The 14241-nt window shown below is 60.1% G+C and carries 13 protein-coding genes; 9 read left to right on the top strand and 4 right to left on the bottom strand.

Features of this window, described 5'->3' with window-relative positions:
* Positions 1-80 precede the first annotated feature (80 nt).
* The 6 genes from FW764_RS18535 to FW764_RS18510 all read left to right on the top strand — a co-directional run bounded on the left by FW764_RS18535 (position 81) and on the right by FW764_RS18510 (position 7842).
* Positions 81-599 carry an RNA polymerase sigma factor gene (locus FW764_RS18535; protein WP_446435110.1) on the top strand — a complete coding sequence of 173 codons (519 nt, stop codon included), beginning with the start codon at positions 81-83 and terminating at the stop codon, positions 597-599.
* Between the two features lie 74 nt (positions 600-673).
* A complete protein-coding gene (locus tag FW764_RS18530; protein ID WP_446435109.1) occupies positions 674-1642 on the top strand; it encodes a FecR family protein in 969 nt (322 codons plus the stop codon).
* 116 nt (positions 1643-1758) lie between these two features.
* Positions 1759-4323, top strand: coding sequence for a TonB-dependent receptor (locus tag FW764_RS18525; protein WP_446435108.1), 2565 nt, complete (start codon positions 1759-1761; stop codon positions 4321-4323).
* A 149-nt stretch (positions 4324-4472) separates the two neighbouring features.
* Positions 4473-5081 carry a biliverdin-producing heme oxygenase gene (locus FW764_RS18520; RefSeq protein WP_446435107.1) on the top strand — a complete coding sequence of 203 codons (609 nt, stop codon included), beginning with the start codon at positions 4473-4475 and terminating at the stop codon, positions 5079-5081.
* An 81-nt stretch (positions 5082-5162) separates the two neighbouring features.
* A complete protein-coding gene (locus FW764_RS18515) occupies positions 5163-5564 on the top strand; it encodes a YbaN family protein (protein WP_446435106.1) in 402 nt (133 codons plus the stop codon).
* A gap of 139 nt (positions 5565-5703) precedes the next feature.
* Positions 5704-7842: a methyl-accepting chemotaxis protein gene (locus tag FW764_RS18510; protein ID WP_446435105.1), complete on the top strand. Its 2139-nt coding sequence runs from the start codon at positions 5704-5706 to the stop codon at positions 7840-7842.
* A gap of 124 nt (positions 7843-7966) precedes the next feature.
* On the opposite strand, the gene FW764_RS18505 is transcribed toward FW764_RS18510, so the two are convergent.
* Positions 7967-8530 (bottom strand): NAD(P)H nitroreductase, encoded by a 564-nt coding sequence (locus FW764_RS18505; RefSeq protein ID WP_446435104.1) that lies wholly within the window; start codon positions 8528-8530, stop codon positions 7967-7969.
* 139 nt (positions 8531-8669) lie between these two features.
* Here FW764_RS18505 and FW764_RS18500 point away from each other — a divergent pair, with 139 nt between their 5' ends.
* From FW764_RS18500 to FW764_RS18490, 3 genes are read left to right on the top strand one after another with little or no spacing between them, the layout of a single operon-like run.
* Complete coding sequence (locus FW764_RS18500) at positions 8670-10097, top strand: di-heme oxidoreductase family protein (RefSeq protein ID WP_446435103.1); 1428 nt, start codon at positions 8670-8672, stop codon at positions 10095-10097.
* 31 nt (positions 10098-10128) lie between these two features.
* Positions 10129-11193: an imelysin family protein gene (locus FW764_RS18495; protein WP_446435102.1), complete on the top strand. Its 1065-nt coding sequence runs from the start codon at positions 10129-10131 to the stop codon at positions 11191-11193.
* Between the two features lie 2 nt (positions 11194-11195).
* On the top strand, positions 11196-12296 hold the full coding sequence (locus FW764_RS18490) for a DUF1513 domain-containing protein (RefSeq protein ID WP_446435192.1): 1101 nt from the start codon (positions 11196-11198) through the stop codon (positions 12294-12296).
* A 133-nt stretch (positions 12297-12429) separates the two neighbouring features.
* Here FW764_RS18490 and FW764_RS18485 read toward each other — a convergent pair whose 3' ends face one another.
* The 3 genes from FW764_RS18485 to FW764_RS18475 are packed head-to-tail and all read right to left on the bottom strand — an operon-like array spanning position 12430 to position 14058.
* The gene (locus FW764_RS18485) at positions 12430-12657 is read right to left on the bottom strand and encodes a hypothetical protein (protein ID WP_446435101.1); all 228 of its coding nucleotides are present in this window, start codon (positions 12655-12657) and stop codon (positions 12430-12432) included.
* Complete coding sequence (locus FW764_RS18480) at positions 12654-13373, bottom strand: lipopolysaccharide kinase InaA family protein (protein WP_446435100.1); 720 nt, start codon at positions 13371-13373, stop codon at positions 12654-12656. Before FW764_RS18480 ends, FW764_RS18485 begins: the two co-directional genes overlap by 4 nt.
* 4 nt (positions 13374-13377) lie before the next feature.
* On the bottom strand, positions 13378-14058 hold the full coding sequence (locus FW764_RS18475) for a class I SAM-dependent methyltransferase (RefSeq protein WP_446435099.1): 681 nt from the start codon (positions 14056-14058) through the stop codon (positions 13378-13380).
* Positions 14059-14241: the final 183 nt, after the last annotated feature.

Here is a 14241-nt window from a genome sequence, read left to right as displayed (position 1 = left end):
ATTGGCTCACAGCAATAGCCACTTGCCATTTGAGTTGATGATAAGCATTATCATTAACTGCAAATCGATCTGGTAGCACTGTGAGCCAATCTCGCTTCAACCACGTCTTTCTCACCCAACGGGTGATTCTGCTACGCACCTTGCAGCGGATGGTGAATAACCCCAGCACCGCCGAGGACCTGTTGCAGGAGACCTACCTGCGCGTCACCCGGGCCCTCAGCGAGCGGCCGATCGAACACCTCGAACCCTTTGTCTACCAGACTGCGCGTAACCTGGCGCTGGACCACCTGCGTTCGCGCCGTATGCAAGCCCGCACGCTGCAGGAAGATGTTCCACTGGACGTGCTGCAAAGCATCGCCGCCCCCATCAGCACACCCGAAGACGCAACCCAGGCCGAACAGTTGCTCGAACACCTGAGTGTCAGCCTCGGCCAGTTGAGCGCCCGCCAACAGCAGATTTTCATCCTCAGCCGCCTGCACGGTTGCAGCTATCAGGAGATTGCCGATCAGTTGCAAGTGTCCTTGAGCACCGTGCAAAAGGAACTGAAATTGATCATGGCCATCTGTGTAGGTGTGGCCGAACGTCTGGATCAGCCTTAAGCTTCACCCGACAGAGGTATCGATTCAGGCTGCCGGAAAGATGAATAGAACGTGGCGAAGACCCGAGGAACACCGTGAAGGCCCCGAATAAACTGCGTCCCCATGAGCTGGCTCATGAGGTGTTGCAAGACACGGCTATGGACCAGGCCCTCGACTGGCTGATCGCCTTGCAGTGCCCGCGACCCGGGCAGCAAGCCGAGTTCGACGCCTGGCTGGCCAGCGACCCGGCGCACCTGCTGGCCTTCAACAAAGCCCAGGCCGCGTGGGGTGGCGCGCCCGTACACAGCGCCGCCGTGGCCCTGGCGGCACCGCGTAAACCGAGCGTCTGGCGCCGGATCAAACCGCATTGGAAACCGTTGGCCACCGCTGCCGTGCTGCTGATCGGCCTGTTCAGCTTCAGCAGCCTGCCCGTGCGCCTGCAAGCCGACCACCTCACCGTCGTCGGTGAACGACAACGCCTTCAACTGGACGATGGCTCCAAGGTGCTGTTGAACACCAACTCGGCGTTTTCCAGCAGCATCAAGGACCACCAGCGTATCGTTCGCCTGTATCAAGGCGAGGCATTTTTCGAAATAGCCCCCAACCGTGGCCTGCCGCTGGAGATCGACGCCGGCCCAGTGCGTGCCAGCGTGCGCGACACCGACTTCGCCGTGCGCTACCTCAATGGCGAGGCCCAAGTGCAGGTGCAGCGCGGTGATGTCGACCTGAGTAACACCTTCGACGATGCCCGCGTGCGCCTGCGCGCTGGCGAGAGCATCCGTATCGGCCCCAGAGGCTTTGGCCAACCCGCCAAACTGGATGTGAGCAAAGACCTGGCGTGGGTCCAGGGCCGGCTAGTGTTTGAAAACTGCCCGATGAGCGAAGTGCTGGCCGAGTTGCGCCGCTATTACCCGGGCTGGATCGTCAACACCAACGACAAGCTCGCCAGCACAGCCGTCACCGGCAACTACCGCCTTGACCAGCCGCTGGACGTGGTGCGCTCACTGGCGCACATCACCTCGGCCAAACTTTCCGAATATCCGGCGTTGGTTATCCTGAACTAAATGAGAATTATTTTTACTCGATGTTAACCGGCAGTACGTCTCGTTATAGCCAATGCAACTAATTCCTATTTGGATCGGTTCGCAACTATAAGATTCGTACCTCCGGAGCGCTCTCGATGTCCTCTCGTTTCAACCGCCGGTCTTCTTCGCCCGTTCTGTCCCTTCTGACCGCCGCCATCCTGATGGCCAGCGCCCCCGCCATGGCCACCACTGCCGTCGAGCCGGTCGCCCGCAGCCACGGCAACTACACCTTCAGCATCGAGCAGCAGCCGCTGGTCTCCGCGCTGAATGCGTTCAGCGCTGTCACCGGCTGGCAAGTCGGCCTGCCGGCAGAGCTGGGCCAGGGTGTGTCGTCCCCTGGCGTGCGCGGACCGCTGTCGCCGGAAAAAGCCCTGGACCGGCTGTTGGTGGGGACCAACCTGAGCTACCGCAAACTGGGCAATAACAACATCGTGCTGGAAAAACGCGCGGCTGGTAGCGTGCTCAACCTGCAACAGGTGACCATCAGCGCCACGCGTAACGAGCAGGCCGTCAACAGCGTGCCGAGCACCGTCACCGTGCACGAACGTGAAGAACTGGACCGCCAGAACGTCAACACCCTCCGCGAACTGGTGCGCTACGAGCCCAACGTGTCGGTCGGCGGCGCGGGCACTCGGGCCAGCAACGCGGGCTACAACATTCGCGGCATCGATGGTGACCGCATCCTCACCCAAGTGGATGGTGTGGAAGTGCCGGACAACTTCTTCAACGGCCCTTACGCCAAGACGCGCCGTAACTACGTCGACCCGGAAATCGTCAAGCGTGTGGAAATCCTGCGCGGCCCGGCCTCGGCCTTGTACGGCAGCAGCGCCATCGGCGGTGCAGTGAGCTACTTCACCCTCGACCCGGATGACATCATCAAGCCCGGCCAGGATTTCGGCGCCCGCCTGAAAACCGGCTACAGCTCCGCCGACGACAGCTGGCTGACCAGCGGCACCGTCGCCGGCCGTGTGCAGGACTTCGACAGCTTGCTGCACTTGAGCCAGCGCAACGGCCATGAAATGGAATCCTACGACGGCAACAACGCCACCGGCCTGGCACGGACCGGCGCCAACCCAGAAGATGCGCGCACCACCAATATACTGGCCAAGTTGGGTTGGAATTATGGCGATGACAATCGTCTGGGCCTGACCTACGAGAAGTTCAAGGATGATCGCGACGTAAACTTGAAAAACGCTGTGGGCGGCCCGTTCATCGGTGGTCGGGGGATGAACCTGTACCGCGCCCGCTCGGGTAACGACACCATCACCCGCGAGCGCTTCGGCCTGGAAAACACCTTCACCCTCGAGTCGCCGATTGCTGATCGCATCAAGACCAGCCTCAATTACCAGATCGCCAAGACCGATCAGACCACCGCCGAAATCTACCAGGCGGGTCGTCGCGTATTGCGCACCCGTGACACACTTTACGAAGAAAAACAGTGGGTCTTCGACGCGCAACTGGACAAGGCTTTCAGCCTCGGTGAAACCGATCACCAGGTAACCTACGGCACCACACTCAAACAGCAGAAAGTCACCGGCTCCCGCGAAGGTTCAGCCTCCTGCCTCGCCGCCGGCTCGGGTTGCACGGCTATCGGTGCTCCCAGCCCCTCCGCCGGCGACAGCGTGAAAAAGTCCAGCGACTTCCCGGACCCGACTATCAACACCTACTCGCTGTTCGCACAGGACCAGATCACTTGGAACAAATGGACCTTCCTGCCCGCTGTGCGCTATGACTACACCCAGCTCAAACCCAAGCTGACCCAGGAATTCCTCAACACCGTGAACCCGACCGGTGCATACCCGGTCAGCGACAAGGATAAAACCTGGCACCGTGTGACGCCAAAATTTGGCCTGACCTATGCGCTGACCGATCAATACACCTGGTTCGGTCAATACGCTGAGGGCTTCCGCACGCCATCGGCCAAGGCCCTCTATGGTCGCTTTGAAAACCCTAACCTGGGCTACACCGTCGAGCCGAACCCAGATCTCAAGCCGGAAACCAGTAAAGGCATAGAAACCGGGATTCGCGGCAATTTCGACGAGGGCTCCTTCGACATCGCGGTGTTCTATAACAAGTACCGTAACTTTATCGACGAGGACGCCTCGGTCGCCGGCGGCGACATACAAACCTTCGAAGCCAATAACATCAAGCACGCCACCATCAAGGGGATTGAAGCCAAAGGCCGCCTGAACCTCGACACCTTCGGCGCGCCGCAAGGCCTCTACACACAGGGCTCGGTCGGCTACACCTACGGCCGCAACGACGACAACGGCGAGCCACTCAACAGCGTCAACCCACTTAAAGGCGTATTCGGCCTGGGCTACGAGCAAGCGCAATACGGCGCGTTGGTCAGCTGGACGCTGGTCAAGCAACAGAACCGCGTCGACAGCACGACCTTCCACGCACCTGATGGCAGCACCCGTGCGCCGTTCAAAACCCCAGGCTTCGGCATCGTCGACCTGACCGGTTACTACAAAGTCACTAACAATGTGACCCTCAACGGCGGCCTCTACAACCTCACCGACAAGAAGTACTGGAACTGGGACGACGTGCGCAGCTACGACGGCGTCGGCGAAGCCGGCGTAACCGCGCCAGCCAACCTCGACCGCCTGACCCAGCCCGGCCGTAACTTCGCGATCAACCTGATCTGGGACATCTGATAGCAATTCACCCAGATGCCGCCTGCTCACCTCGCCGGAATTTCAGCGGCGAGGTGAGGATTTTTTACTGTGCCGCGTCTTCTTGTTCGTCTAGTTGATAACAGCTCTCTTAAGGGCACCAGGCGCTACTCTTCTCAAGGACTTTTCCGATGACCGCTTCCCCTACCGCAGAACGCCAAAACCTTCGCTCCCAGCGCCTGAACCAAATCACTAATGAGCCTCACACCCAGCTCGATGCGCTGGTCAAGGCTCACGCCCCGTTCGAAACCCAAACTAACTTCGCCCGTTTCGTGGTCGCGCAATACCTGTTCCAATCGGAGCTGGTGGCCTTGTACAACGACCCCGAGCTGATCAAGATCGTCCCGGATCTGGCTGAACGCTGCCGCGCCGAAGCCGCCAAGCAGGACCTGGGCGACTTGGACACCGAAGCGCCTGCACCGGTCGCCGGCGCCGTGAAAAACCCAAGCAAGGCAGAAGCCTTGGGCTGGCTGTTCGTGTCCGAAGGTTCCAAGCTCGGCGCTGCGTTTCTGATCAAACGCGCTGTGGGCCTGGGCCTGAGCGAAACCTTCGGCGCCCGCCACCTCGGCGAGCCGGCCGGTGGTCGCGCTGAAGGCTGGAAAAGCTTCACCCGCACCCTCGATGGCCTGGCATTCAGCGCCGAAGAAGAAGCCGCGGTAGAAAAAGGTGCGATCGACGCGTTTGTGCGCTTCACCGTGCTGCTGGAACAGGCGTACGCTAGCGCCCCTGAATTGGCATAAATGCTCCGGTAAACACCGGCTCAGGGTGGGAGCATTTCAGTTCGGAAAATGTGTAAACCCTACCATCAGATAAGCTTCAGCATGACCGGCAAAACCCAATCCACCTCAAAAATCGCGCAGATCCTCTTCGGCCTGCTGGCCTACGTCAGCCTGGGCATTGGGCTGGTGGCGATTGTCGTACCGGGTTTACCCACCACCGAATTCATCTTGCTCGCCGCCTGGGCCGCCACTAAAAGTTCGCCGCGCCTGAGCGCCTGGCTGGAAAACCACCGGCTCTTCGGGCCGATCCTGTTCAATTGGCGCAATGGCAAGATCATCGCGCGCAGGGCCAAGGTCAGCGCCACCGTCAGCATGTTGCTGTGCGCTGTCTTGATGCTGGTGATGCTCGATCACGGCTGGCCGATGTACCTGGCGATCGCCGGGATGAGCCTGGGCAACCTGTGGATCTGGACACGCCCGGAACGGCTCGCAGCGCCCGTATAGCGCGGGGTGTAGTCTTTTACCTACCGCTCATCGCCTTTCCCTCATGAAACATTTCTTTACGCCGATGTTCCGTACATAGCGCCGAATGGACTTGGCTCGCCCTGCTTGCATTTCAACAAGTCTAATCGCGAGTGAACCTATGTTCGATACCCTCTCTATCCGCTTGAAAATCGTGCTGCTGTCCGGCCTTTGCCTGGTGGGGGTGATCGCACTGGTCGTCGGCGTCAACCTCTACGAGGCGGATCAAAACAACCGACTGGTCAGTGATTCAAGCACGCGCATGCTCGCCAACAGTGTGCAGAACCTGCTGCAGGCCAAGGCAGGGGAACAGGCCGTACAACTGCAGAAAACCTTTGGCGAAAGCCTGGTGGTGATCACGGCGTTGGCCGACCAGATCAAGGGCCTGCGCACCACGGCAGCCAAACGCGGGCTGGAAGCCGGCGCGCTGCGTGAAGAACTCAATCAGAGCCTCAAAACCGCTTTCGAGCGCAACAGCAAGGTGCTGGGTATCTGGCTGTCGTTTGAACCCAACGGCCTGGATGGCAAGGACAGCGAGTTTGTCGACGACAAAGCCCGCGTATCCAATGAAAAAGGTCGCTTCTCCAGCTACTGGAGCCGCGCTGGTGGTGAAGGCCTGAACACGGTGATGGTCGAGGAAGACCTGACCAAAACCACCCCCAACCTCAGCGGCACGCCGTACAACATCTGGTACACCTGCCCACGGGACACGCGCAACGTTTGTCTGCTGGACCCGTATTCCGATGAGGTGGCTGGCAAGCAGGTGCTGATGACCACTATCTCGCTACCGTTAATCGTCGACGGCAAGGTTATCGGCGTGGTCGGTATCGACCTGGCGCTCAATACACTGCAGGCGGTGACCGATGCTGCACAAAAAGAACTGTTTGACGGCGCCGCACACTTGGAGATTCTCTCCAGCACCGGTCTGATTGCGGCCTATAGCGGTGAACCGGCCCGGGTCGGTAAGAACCTGATCGACACCCTCGGTGCCGAGGGCAAAGAGATTGTGCAATTGCTGGCCAACGACACGCGCACAATCCGCGAGCAAGACGACACGATTCGCGCCGTGTACCCGGTCAAGCCGATTGCCGACGCCAAGTCGTGGGGCGTCGTGATCAAATTGCCGAAAACCGTGATGCTGGCCGATACCTTGAAACTGCAAGACGTACTCGACAAAGCCCAGGCTGCCGGCATGCTCAAGGCCTTGCTGGTCGGCACCGCCGCCGCCCTGCTCGGCTTGCTGCTGATCTGGCTGACGGCCACCGGCGTGACCCGCCCGATCAATACCGTGGCCGCGATGCTCAAGAACATCGCCAGCGGCGAAGGCGACCTCACCCAACGCCTGACCTATGCCAAGAAGGACGAATTGGGCGAGCTGGCGAACTGGTTCAACCGATTCCTAGACAAACTGCAACCGACCATCGCGCAGATCAAGCAAAGCATCACCGAAGCACGTGGCACGGCGGATCAGTCATCCGCCATTGCACGCCAGACCAGCGAAGGCATGCAGGTGCAATTTCGCGAGATCGATCAGGTGGCCACCGCCTCCAATGAAATGAGCGCCACCGCCCACGACGTGGCCAACAGCGCATCCAACGCCGCCAGCGCGGCGCGCGGGGCGGACCAATCAGCGCGTGACGGCATGGCGATCATTGAACAAAGCACCCGCGACATCACCACCCTCGCTGAAGAAGTCAGCAAGGCTGTAGGCGAAGTTGAGGCCCTAGCGGTGAACAGCGAGCAGATCGGTTCGGTGCTGGAAGTGATCCGCAGCATTGCCGAGCAGACCAACCTGCTGGCACTCAATGCGGCTATCGAGGCCGCGCGCGCCGGCGAAAGCGGGCGGGGCTTTGCGGTGGTGGCCGACGAAGTACGCAACCTGGCCAAACGCACCCAGGATTCGGTGGAGGAAATTCGCCTGGTGATCGAGCGTATCCAGAACGGCACCCGTGGCGTGGTGGCGACCATGCATTCCAGCCAACACCAGGCCCAGAGCAATGCCGGGCAGATCCATCAAGCGGTGCAAGCGTTAGGCAAAATCAGCGACGCGGTCACAGTGATCAGCGACATGAACCTGCAAATCGCCAGCGCCGCCGAACAACAGAGCGCTGTGGCCGAAGAGGTTAACCGCAATGTCTCGGCGATCCGCACCGTGACCGAAACCCTCACCGGCCAGGCCACCGAATCGGCGGCCATCAGCAGCCAACTGAACGCCTTGGCCAGCCAGCAGATGAAGCTGATGGATCAGTTCAAGGTCTAAGAAACACAACAGGTCAATGTGGGAGCGCGCTTGCTCCCGACAGCCGTGTGTAAGTCATTACATTGAGTGACTGAACCACCGCCATCGGTAGCAAGCGCTCCCCCACATTTTGACCATGGACGGCTTAAAGGCCAGTCCAGGCCTGAACAAACGCAGCCACATCTTCCTTCGGCGCAGTACGCGGCGGGTTCTGCGGCGTGCCCAGGTAAAGGAAGCCAATCACCTCTTCATCCGCCGTCAGCCCCAGGCCTTTAGCCACGTGAGCGGAGTAGGACAATTCACCCGTGCGCCACACCGCGCCAATCCCCTGGGCGTAAGCCGCGAGCAAAATACCGTGAGCCGCGCAGGCAGCCGCCAGCAGTTGCTCGGATTTCGGCACCTTGAAATGCTCTTGCAAGCGAGCAATCACCACCACCACCAGCGGCGCACGCAATGGGCCGTTCTGGGCCTTGTCGATGGCGGCTTGCGGGGCGTCGGCGTCCTGCAGACGCACGGCTTGGGCCAACAACGTGCCCATCTGCTCACGCGCGACGCCTTCTACAGTGAGGAAACGCCATGGGCGCAACTGGCCGTGGTCCGGTGCACGCATGGCGGCGGCGAACAGCACATCGCGCTGCTCCTGGGTCGGTGCCGGCTCCAGCAAGCGCGGCACGGAAACACGGTTGAGCAAAGCGTCGAGAGCCTGCATTGGCCACCTCCAGAGAAAAATGTGCGGCCATTCTAGCGGGAATGAATCGGATTCGACCAAACGATAATTGCTCTTATTCAAACGGCCCCGCCCTGTTAGACTTTGCGGCCTAATTTTGGCCATCGCTTCAGGAAACTTGATGTTCCGTTCGCTATTTCGCCTGTCTGTAGCATTGATGGCTTTGAGCCTGGCTGCCTGCGATGACGCCCCTCGTTTCACGAAGGCTGAGCCCGGTGAAGCGCGGGCGGGCGGTGCGACGACGGTGAACAAGCACGACCAGAACGCATTTTCTTTGCCCTCGGCCAATCTGGCGCCGACCCGTCGCTTGGACTTCAGTGTTGGCAACAGTTTCTTTCGCAGCCCCTGGGTGATTGCGCCGTCCACCACCACCGCACGTGATGGGCTGGGCCCACTGTTCAATACCAACGGCTGCCAGAACTGCCATATTAAGGATGGCCGTGGCCACCCGCCGCTGCCCGATGCACCTAATGCAGTGTCGATGCTGGTGCGCCTCTCCATCCCGGATACACCCGCCCTCGCCAAGCTTATCGAGCAGCTCGGCGTCGTGCCCGAGCCGGTCTACGGCGGGCAACTGCAAGACATGGCCGTGCCGGGCGTAGTGCCGGAAGGCAAAGTGCGAGTCGACTACACACCGGTCAACGTGACGTTCAAGGACGGCACCGTGGTCGAACTGCGCAAGCCGGCCTTGCAAATCACCCAGCTCGGCTACGGCCCGATGCACCCGGATACACGCTTCTCGGCGCGTATCGCGCCGCCGATGATCGGCCTGGGCCTGCTCGAAGCCATCAGCGACGCCGACGTGTTGCGCAATACCGAGGCGAAAACTGCCGATAAAGAAGCCCTCGTCGGCCGCGCCAATTGGGTCTGGGATGACGCCCAGCAGAAAACCGTACTCGGGCGCTTCGGCTGGAAAGCCGGGCAACCCAACCTCAATCAACAAAATGTTCACGCGTTCTCTGGTGATATGGGCCTCACCACGTCGCTGAGACCCTTTGATGACTGCACCGACGCCCAAATCGCCTGCAAACAGGCGCCCAACGGCAATGGCCCCGATGGCGAGCCGGAAGTCAGCGATAACATCCTGCGCCTGGTGCTGTTCTACACGCGCAACCTCGCCGTGCCGGTGCGCCGTGACGTCAACACGCCGCAGGTGCTGGCCGGAAAAAACCTGTTCTACCAGGCCGGTTGCCAGGGCTGCCATAAACCAACGTTCACTACGGCCGCCAACGCCGCCGAGCCCGAGCTGGCCAACCAAGTGATTCACCCTTACAGCGACCTGCTGTTGCACGACATGGGCGCAGGCCTTGCCGACAACCGCAGCGAATTCAAGGCCAGTGGCCGCGATTGGCGCACTCCGCCGCTGTGGGGCATTGGCCTGACGCAGACCGTCAGTGGCCACACCCAGTTTTTGCATGACGGCCGCGCCCGCGACCTGCTCGAAGCCGTGCTGTGGCACGGCGGTGAAGCACAGGCGGCGCAGCAGCATGTGCTGTCCTTTAATGCCGAGCAGCGTGCCGCGTTGCTGGCGTTCCTGAATTCTTTATAAGCGTTGCCCCACTTACCGAAGGGAGCTCGACATGTTTCGTCCCAAGTTGTTGTTCACCAGCCTGGCCGCCCTCGCCCTCGGCGCCTGCTCGCCGCAGGACCCGCAAGCAGTGACCTCGGCAGCCATTGCCAAGCAAGTGATCCTGCCCACCTACAGCCGCTGGGTTGACGCCGACCGCCAATTGGCCGTCAGCGCCCTCGCCTACTGCCAGGGCAAGGAAAGCCTGGAGACCGCCCGCGCCGACTTCCTGCACGCGCAAAAAGCCTGGGCCGAGCTGCAACCGCTGCTGATCGGCCCGTTGGCCGAGGGCAACCGTTCGTGGCAAGTGCAGTTCTGGCCAGACAAGAAAAACCTGGTGGGTCGCCAAGTGGAACAACTGGTCACCGCCCAACCGCAGATCGACGGCGCCGCCCTGGCCAAATCCAGCGTCGTGGTGCAAGGCCTGTCGGCCTACGAATACATCCTCTACGACGCCAAGACCGACGTCACCGACGAAGCCCAGAAAACCCGTTACTGCCCGCTGCTGGTGGCCATCGCCGAGCGCCAGAAAGCCCTGGCCGAAGAGATCCTGGCCAGTTGGAACAGCACCGACGGCATGCTCGCGCAGATGACCAAGTTCCCGAACCAGCGCTACGCCGACTCCCATGAAGCCATCGCCGATCTGCTGCGCGTGCAAGTGACCGCGCTGGACACCCTGAAGAAAAAACTCGGCACGCCGATGGGCCGCCAGACCAAGGGTATCGCGCAACCATTCCAGGCCGATGCATGGCGCAGCCAGTCGTCCCTGCAAAGCCTGCAAGCCAGCCTCGCTGCCGCCCAAACCGTGTGGGCCGGTGTCGACAACAAAGGCCTGCGTGGCTTGTTGCCGGCGGACCAAAAGCCATTGGCCGACAAGATTGACGCGGCCTACGCCGCGGCGCTGAAACTGTTCGCCAGCAACCAGCGCACACTTAATGAACTGTTGGCCGACGAAGCCGGGCGCCAGCAACTCAACGATCTCTACGACAGCCTCAACGTCGTCCACCGCCTGCACGAAGGCGAGTTGGCCAAGGCGCTGGGCATTCAACTGGGCTTTAACGCCAACGACGGTGACTGATGATGCTCAGGCGACAGGCTTTGGCGGTGGGCAGCGTGCTGCTCAGCGCACTCACGTTGGACAGTTGGACACTGTTTAAGCAGAAGGGCTCGAACGGCCCACTGCTGCTGTCCGCACGGGATGATGCGAACGGCAAGCACTATGCCGTGGGCTATCGCCTGGACGGCAAACAGGTGTTTGCCACCCAGGTCGGCCAACGTTGCCACGACATTATCAACCACCCAACATTGCCCCTTGCGCTGTTCGTCGCCCGTCGCCCGGGCACCGAGAGTTACCTGATCAACCTGCGCGATGGTGGGCTGCTGCAGACCATCACCTCGAATGCCAATCGCCATTTTTATGGGCATGCGGTGATCCACCAGAGCGGCGACTGGCTGTATGCGACCGAGAACGACACCTCTGACCCGGGCCGTGGTTTATTGGGTGTGTATAAGTTCGAAGGTGAGCGGCTGGTGCACAGTGGGGAGATTTCCACCCACGGTATTGGGCCGCATCAGGTGTCGTGGATGCCTGATGGTGAGACCTTGGTGGTGGCCAACGGCGGGATTCGCACCGAGGCTGAAAGCCGGGTAGAGATGAACCTCAATGCCATGGAGCCGAGCTTGGTGTTGATGCATCGCGATGGCAGCCTGATCAGCAAGGAAACGCTGGGGCAGCAGATGAACAGCGTACGTCATATGGGGATTGCCAGCGACGGCACTATTCTCACGGGCCAGCAATTTATGGGGCCGTCGCAGGAGCGCTCGGAGTTGCTGGCGATCAAGCGGCCGGGGCAGCCGTTTGTGGCGTTTGCGGTGGCGGATGAGCAGTTGCAAGCGATGGGGCATTACACCGCCAGTGTCGCGGTGCACAGTGAGTTGCGGTTGGTTGCCTTGACTGCGCCACGGGGGAATCGGTTTTTTATCTGGGACATGGACAGTGCTGAACTGCGCCTGGACGGGCCGTTGCCCGACTGTGCCGGGGTGGGTGCGGTGGCGGATGGGTTTGTGGTGACTTCGGGTCAGGGCCGTTGTCGGTTTTATGATTGCCATCGGGCGCCTTTGGTCGCTAAGCCGCTGGAGTTGCCTTCAGGGTTTTGGGATAACCATCTGCACTTGGTTTGACGTTGTTGGGGTTGGCGGCATATCCCTTGCTGCGGTAACGGATATGCACTCAAACCATCCCCAACAGCCGCAAAAAAAGGGCCTCACATCGTAAGGCCCTTTCTCTGACGCTTGACTCGTTTCAAGACTCTTTTCAACTCTGCGGCCCCATGCCCTGAGACATCCCGAACATGAACAACAACAAGTCATGATCAGGCTTGACCGCCACACTCGCCTTGGCGACGCGCGGTAACAGGCATTGCCCGCTACCTTGCACCGCACTGAGCACTTGTGTGCGAGGCTGTTCCCACGCAGCCAGCGCAAGGGCTGCTATACCCAACGCCCCGACCAGGAACAAACCTCGTGCTATTTCTAGCTTCATCTGGTTAAACCCTTGATGGCGCTGCCAAACGCCGTTTCATAAAAGTAGCTGAGTTTTTTCCAGTCAGTATCACTCCACGACGAATGGCGCCGCAGTTGCTGCATGTCATGGGACGCGGCCCGATAAGCGGTCAAACGCTGACGGCACTTTTCAAAATCCAGCAACGCTACTTCCACGTTGGCCGAGTCGCCCTCACCTGTCACCCGTACAAAGATGTGCTTGATGTACAAGCAGCCATGCTGCCAGCGGCCCTTATGCATGCGCGCCAAGGTGCCCGCCACTTCCTTGAGCAAGCGCTCATGCACGACCTCGCCGTACTGGTCACGGCCACCGGCGGCATACCACTTTTCGATCTCGTCGTAACCATCAAGGGACGCCGTCACCAACAGCGCCTTCCATTGATGTTCCGGGTCGCGACGCGCCTCGCAGAACACCAATTCCGGCACCCGTACATCCAATGAGCGCAGGCCCTTGAGGGCATCGCGTTCGCGCAACACAGTCGGGCGCCCGAACGGGTGCAGTAAACTGCGGTAGATATGCCCGGTCTGGCGTTTGCTGTAGAGCAAGCGGCCGTTAGGGCTCAACACACGTTGCACACCACTTTCACCACCGCGTCGACGATTAGGCTCTTCAACCCACTCGCCCTGCTGGCGCCAAAAAAAATCAAACCGTTCTTCGGGAGCTACATGACTGCCTACTACGCACTCAACTGCCATCCTGTTACCTCTTACGCAATACATACACACGCCACATGGCGTAAAGCGGTATGAAGTCCAGGGATTCCTGAACACGGAAACCGGCTTGCTCAAACTCTGCCTCAACAGTAGCAGCCGGTAACACGAACCGGTTTTGGTAACCTGCCTGCTCACCTTTACTACGACGTTTCACTTCGGCGCGCTTGCGTTTCCAGGCTTTGAAATTGCCATCCACCCACAGCGAAATAATCACGCTATCGCGAGTAACCCGCTGAAACTCCCGCAAAATCGCTAGTCTGTGCTCCGGATCACCAATATGGTGCATCAAGCGCATGCAGAAAATGCTGTCGACCGAGTTATCAGGCAAATCGATATCGAACGCAGAGGTGTGCAAAGGGCGTACCCGTTTCACCACGTCCGCCGGCTGAGCGACGGTCGCGACCTTCAGCATCGACTCGGAATTGTCAGCCCCGATAATCACACGGTTGGGTTTCTCTGCCAACAACGGCCAGAAACGCCCGGCCCCGCATGGTAAGTCCAGCACCAGGCCCGGCTCGCCGGCCATGGCCAACGCACCGCGGGCCAATTGCTCGTCGCGTTTGTGGGACAACCGGCGAGCCAGATTGTCCTGATGCTTGAGCAAATAATTCTGCGCGTGATGATCGTCGTACTTTTCAGAAAAATCGAGCTTGATCGGGGTAGACATCAGCGGATCTCCAGTAGCTGTTGCCTACAACCTTAAGCAGCAACCTGTGATCAACAGGTCAACCCGTTGTGAAAAACTTGTCCTGTCCAATCTCATACATTTCAAGACTTTACAGAAACAACCAATGGCATGGGGCCATCTTCGCCGAAAAGCACGGTATCTGCCGCAGGATAGCGGCAGGGT

It is taken from the genome of Pseudomonas sp. 1152_12 (assembly GCF_052850675.1).
This window is presented reverse-complemented; position numbering and strand designations above follow the sequence as displayed.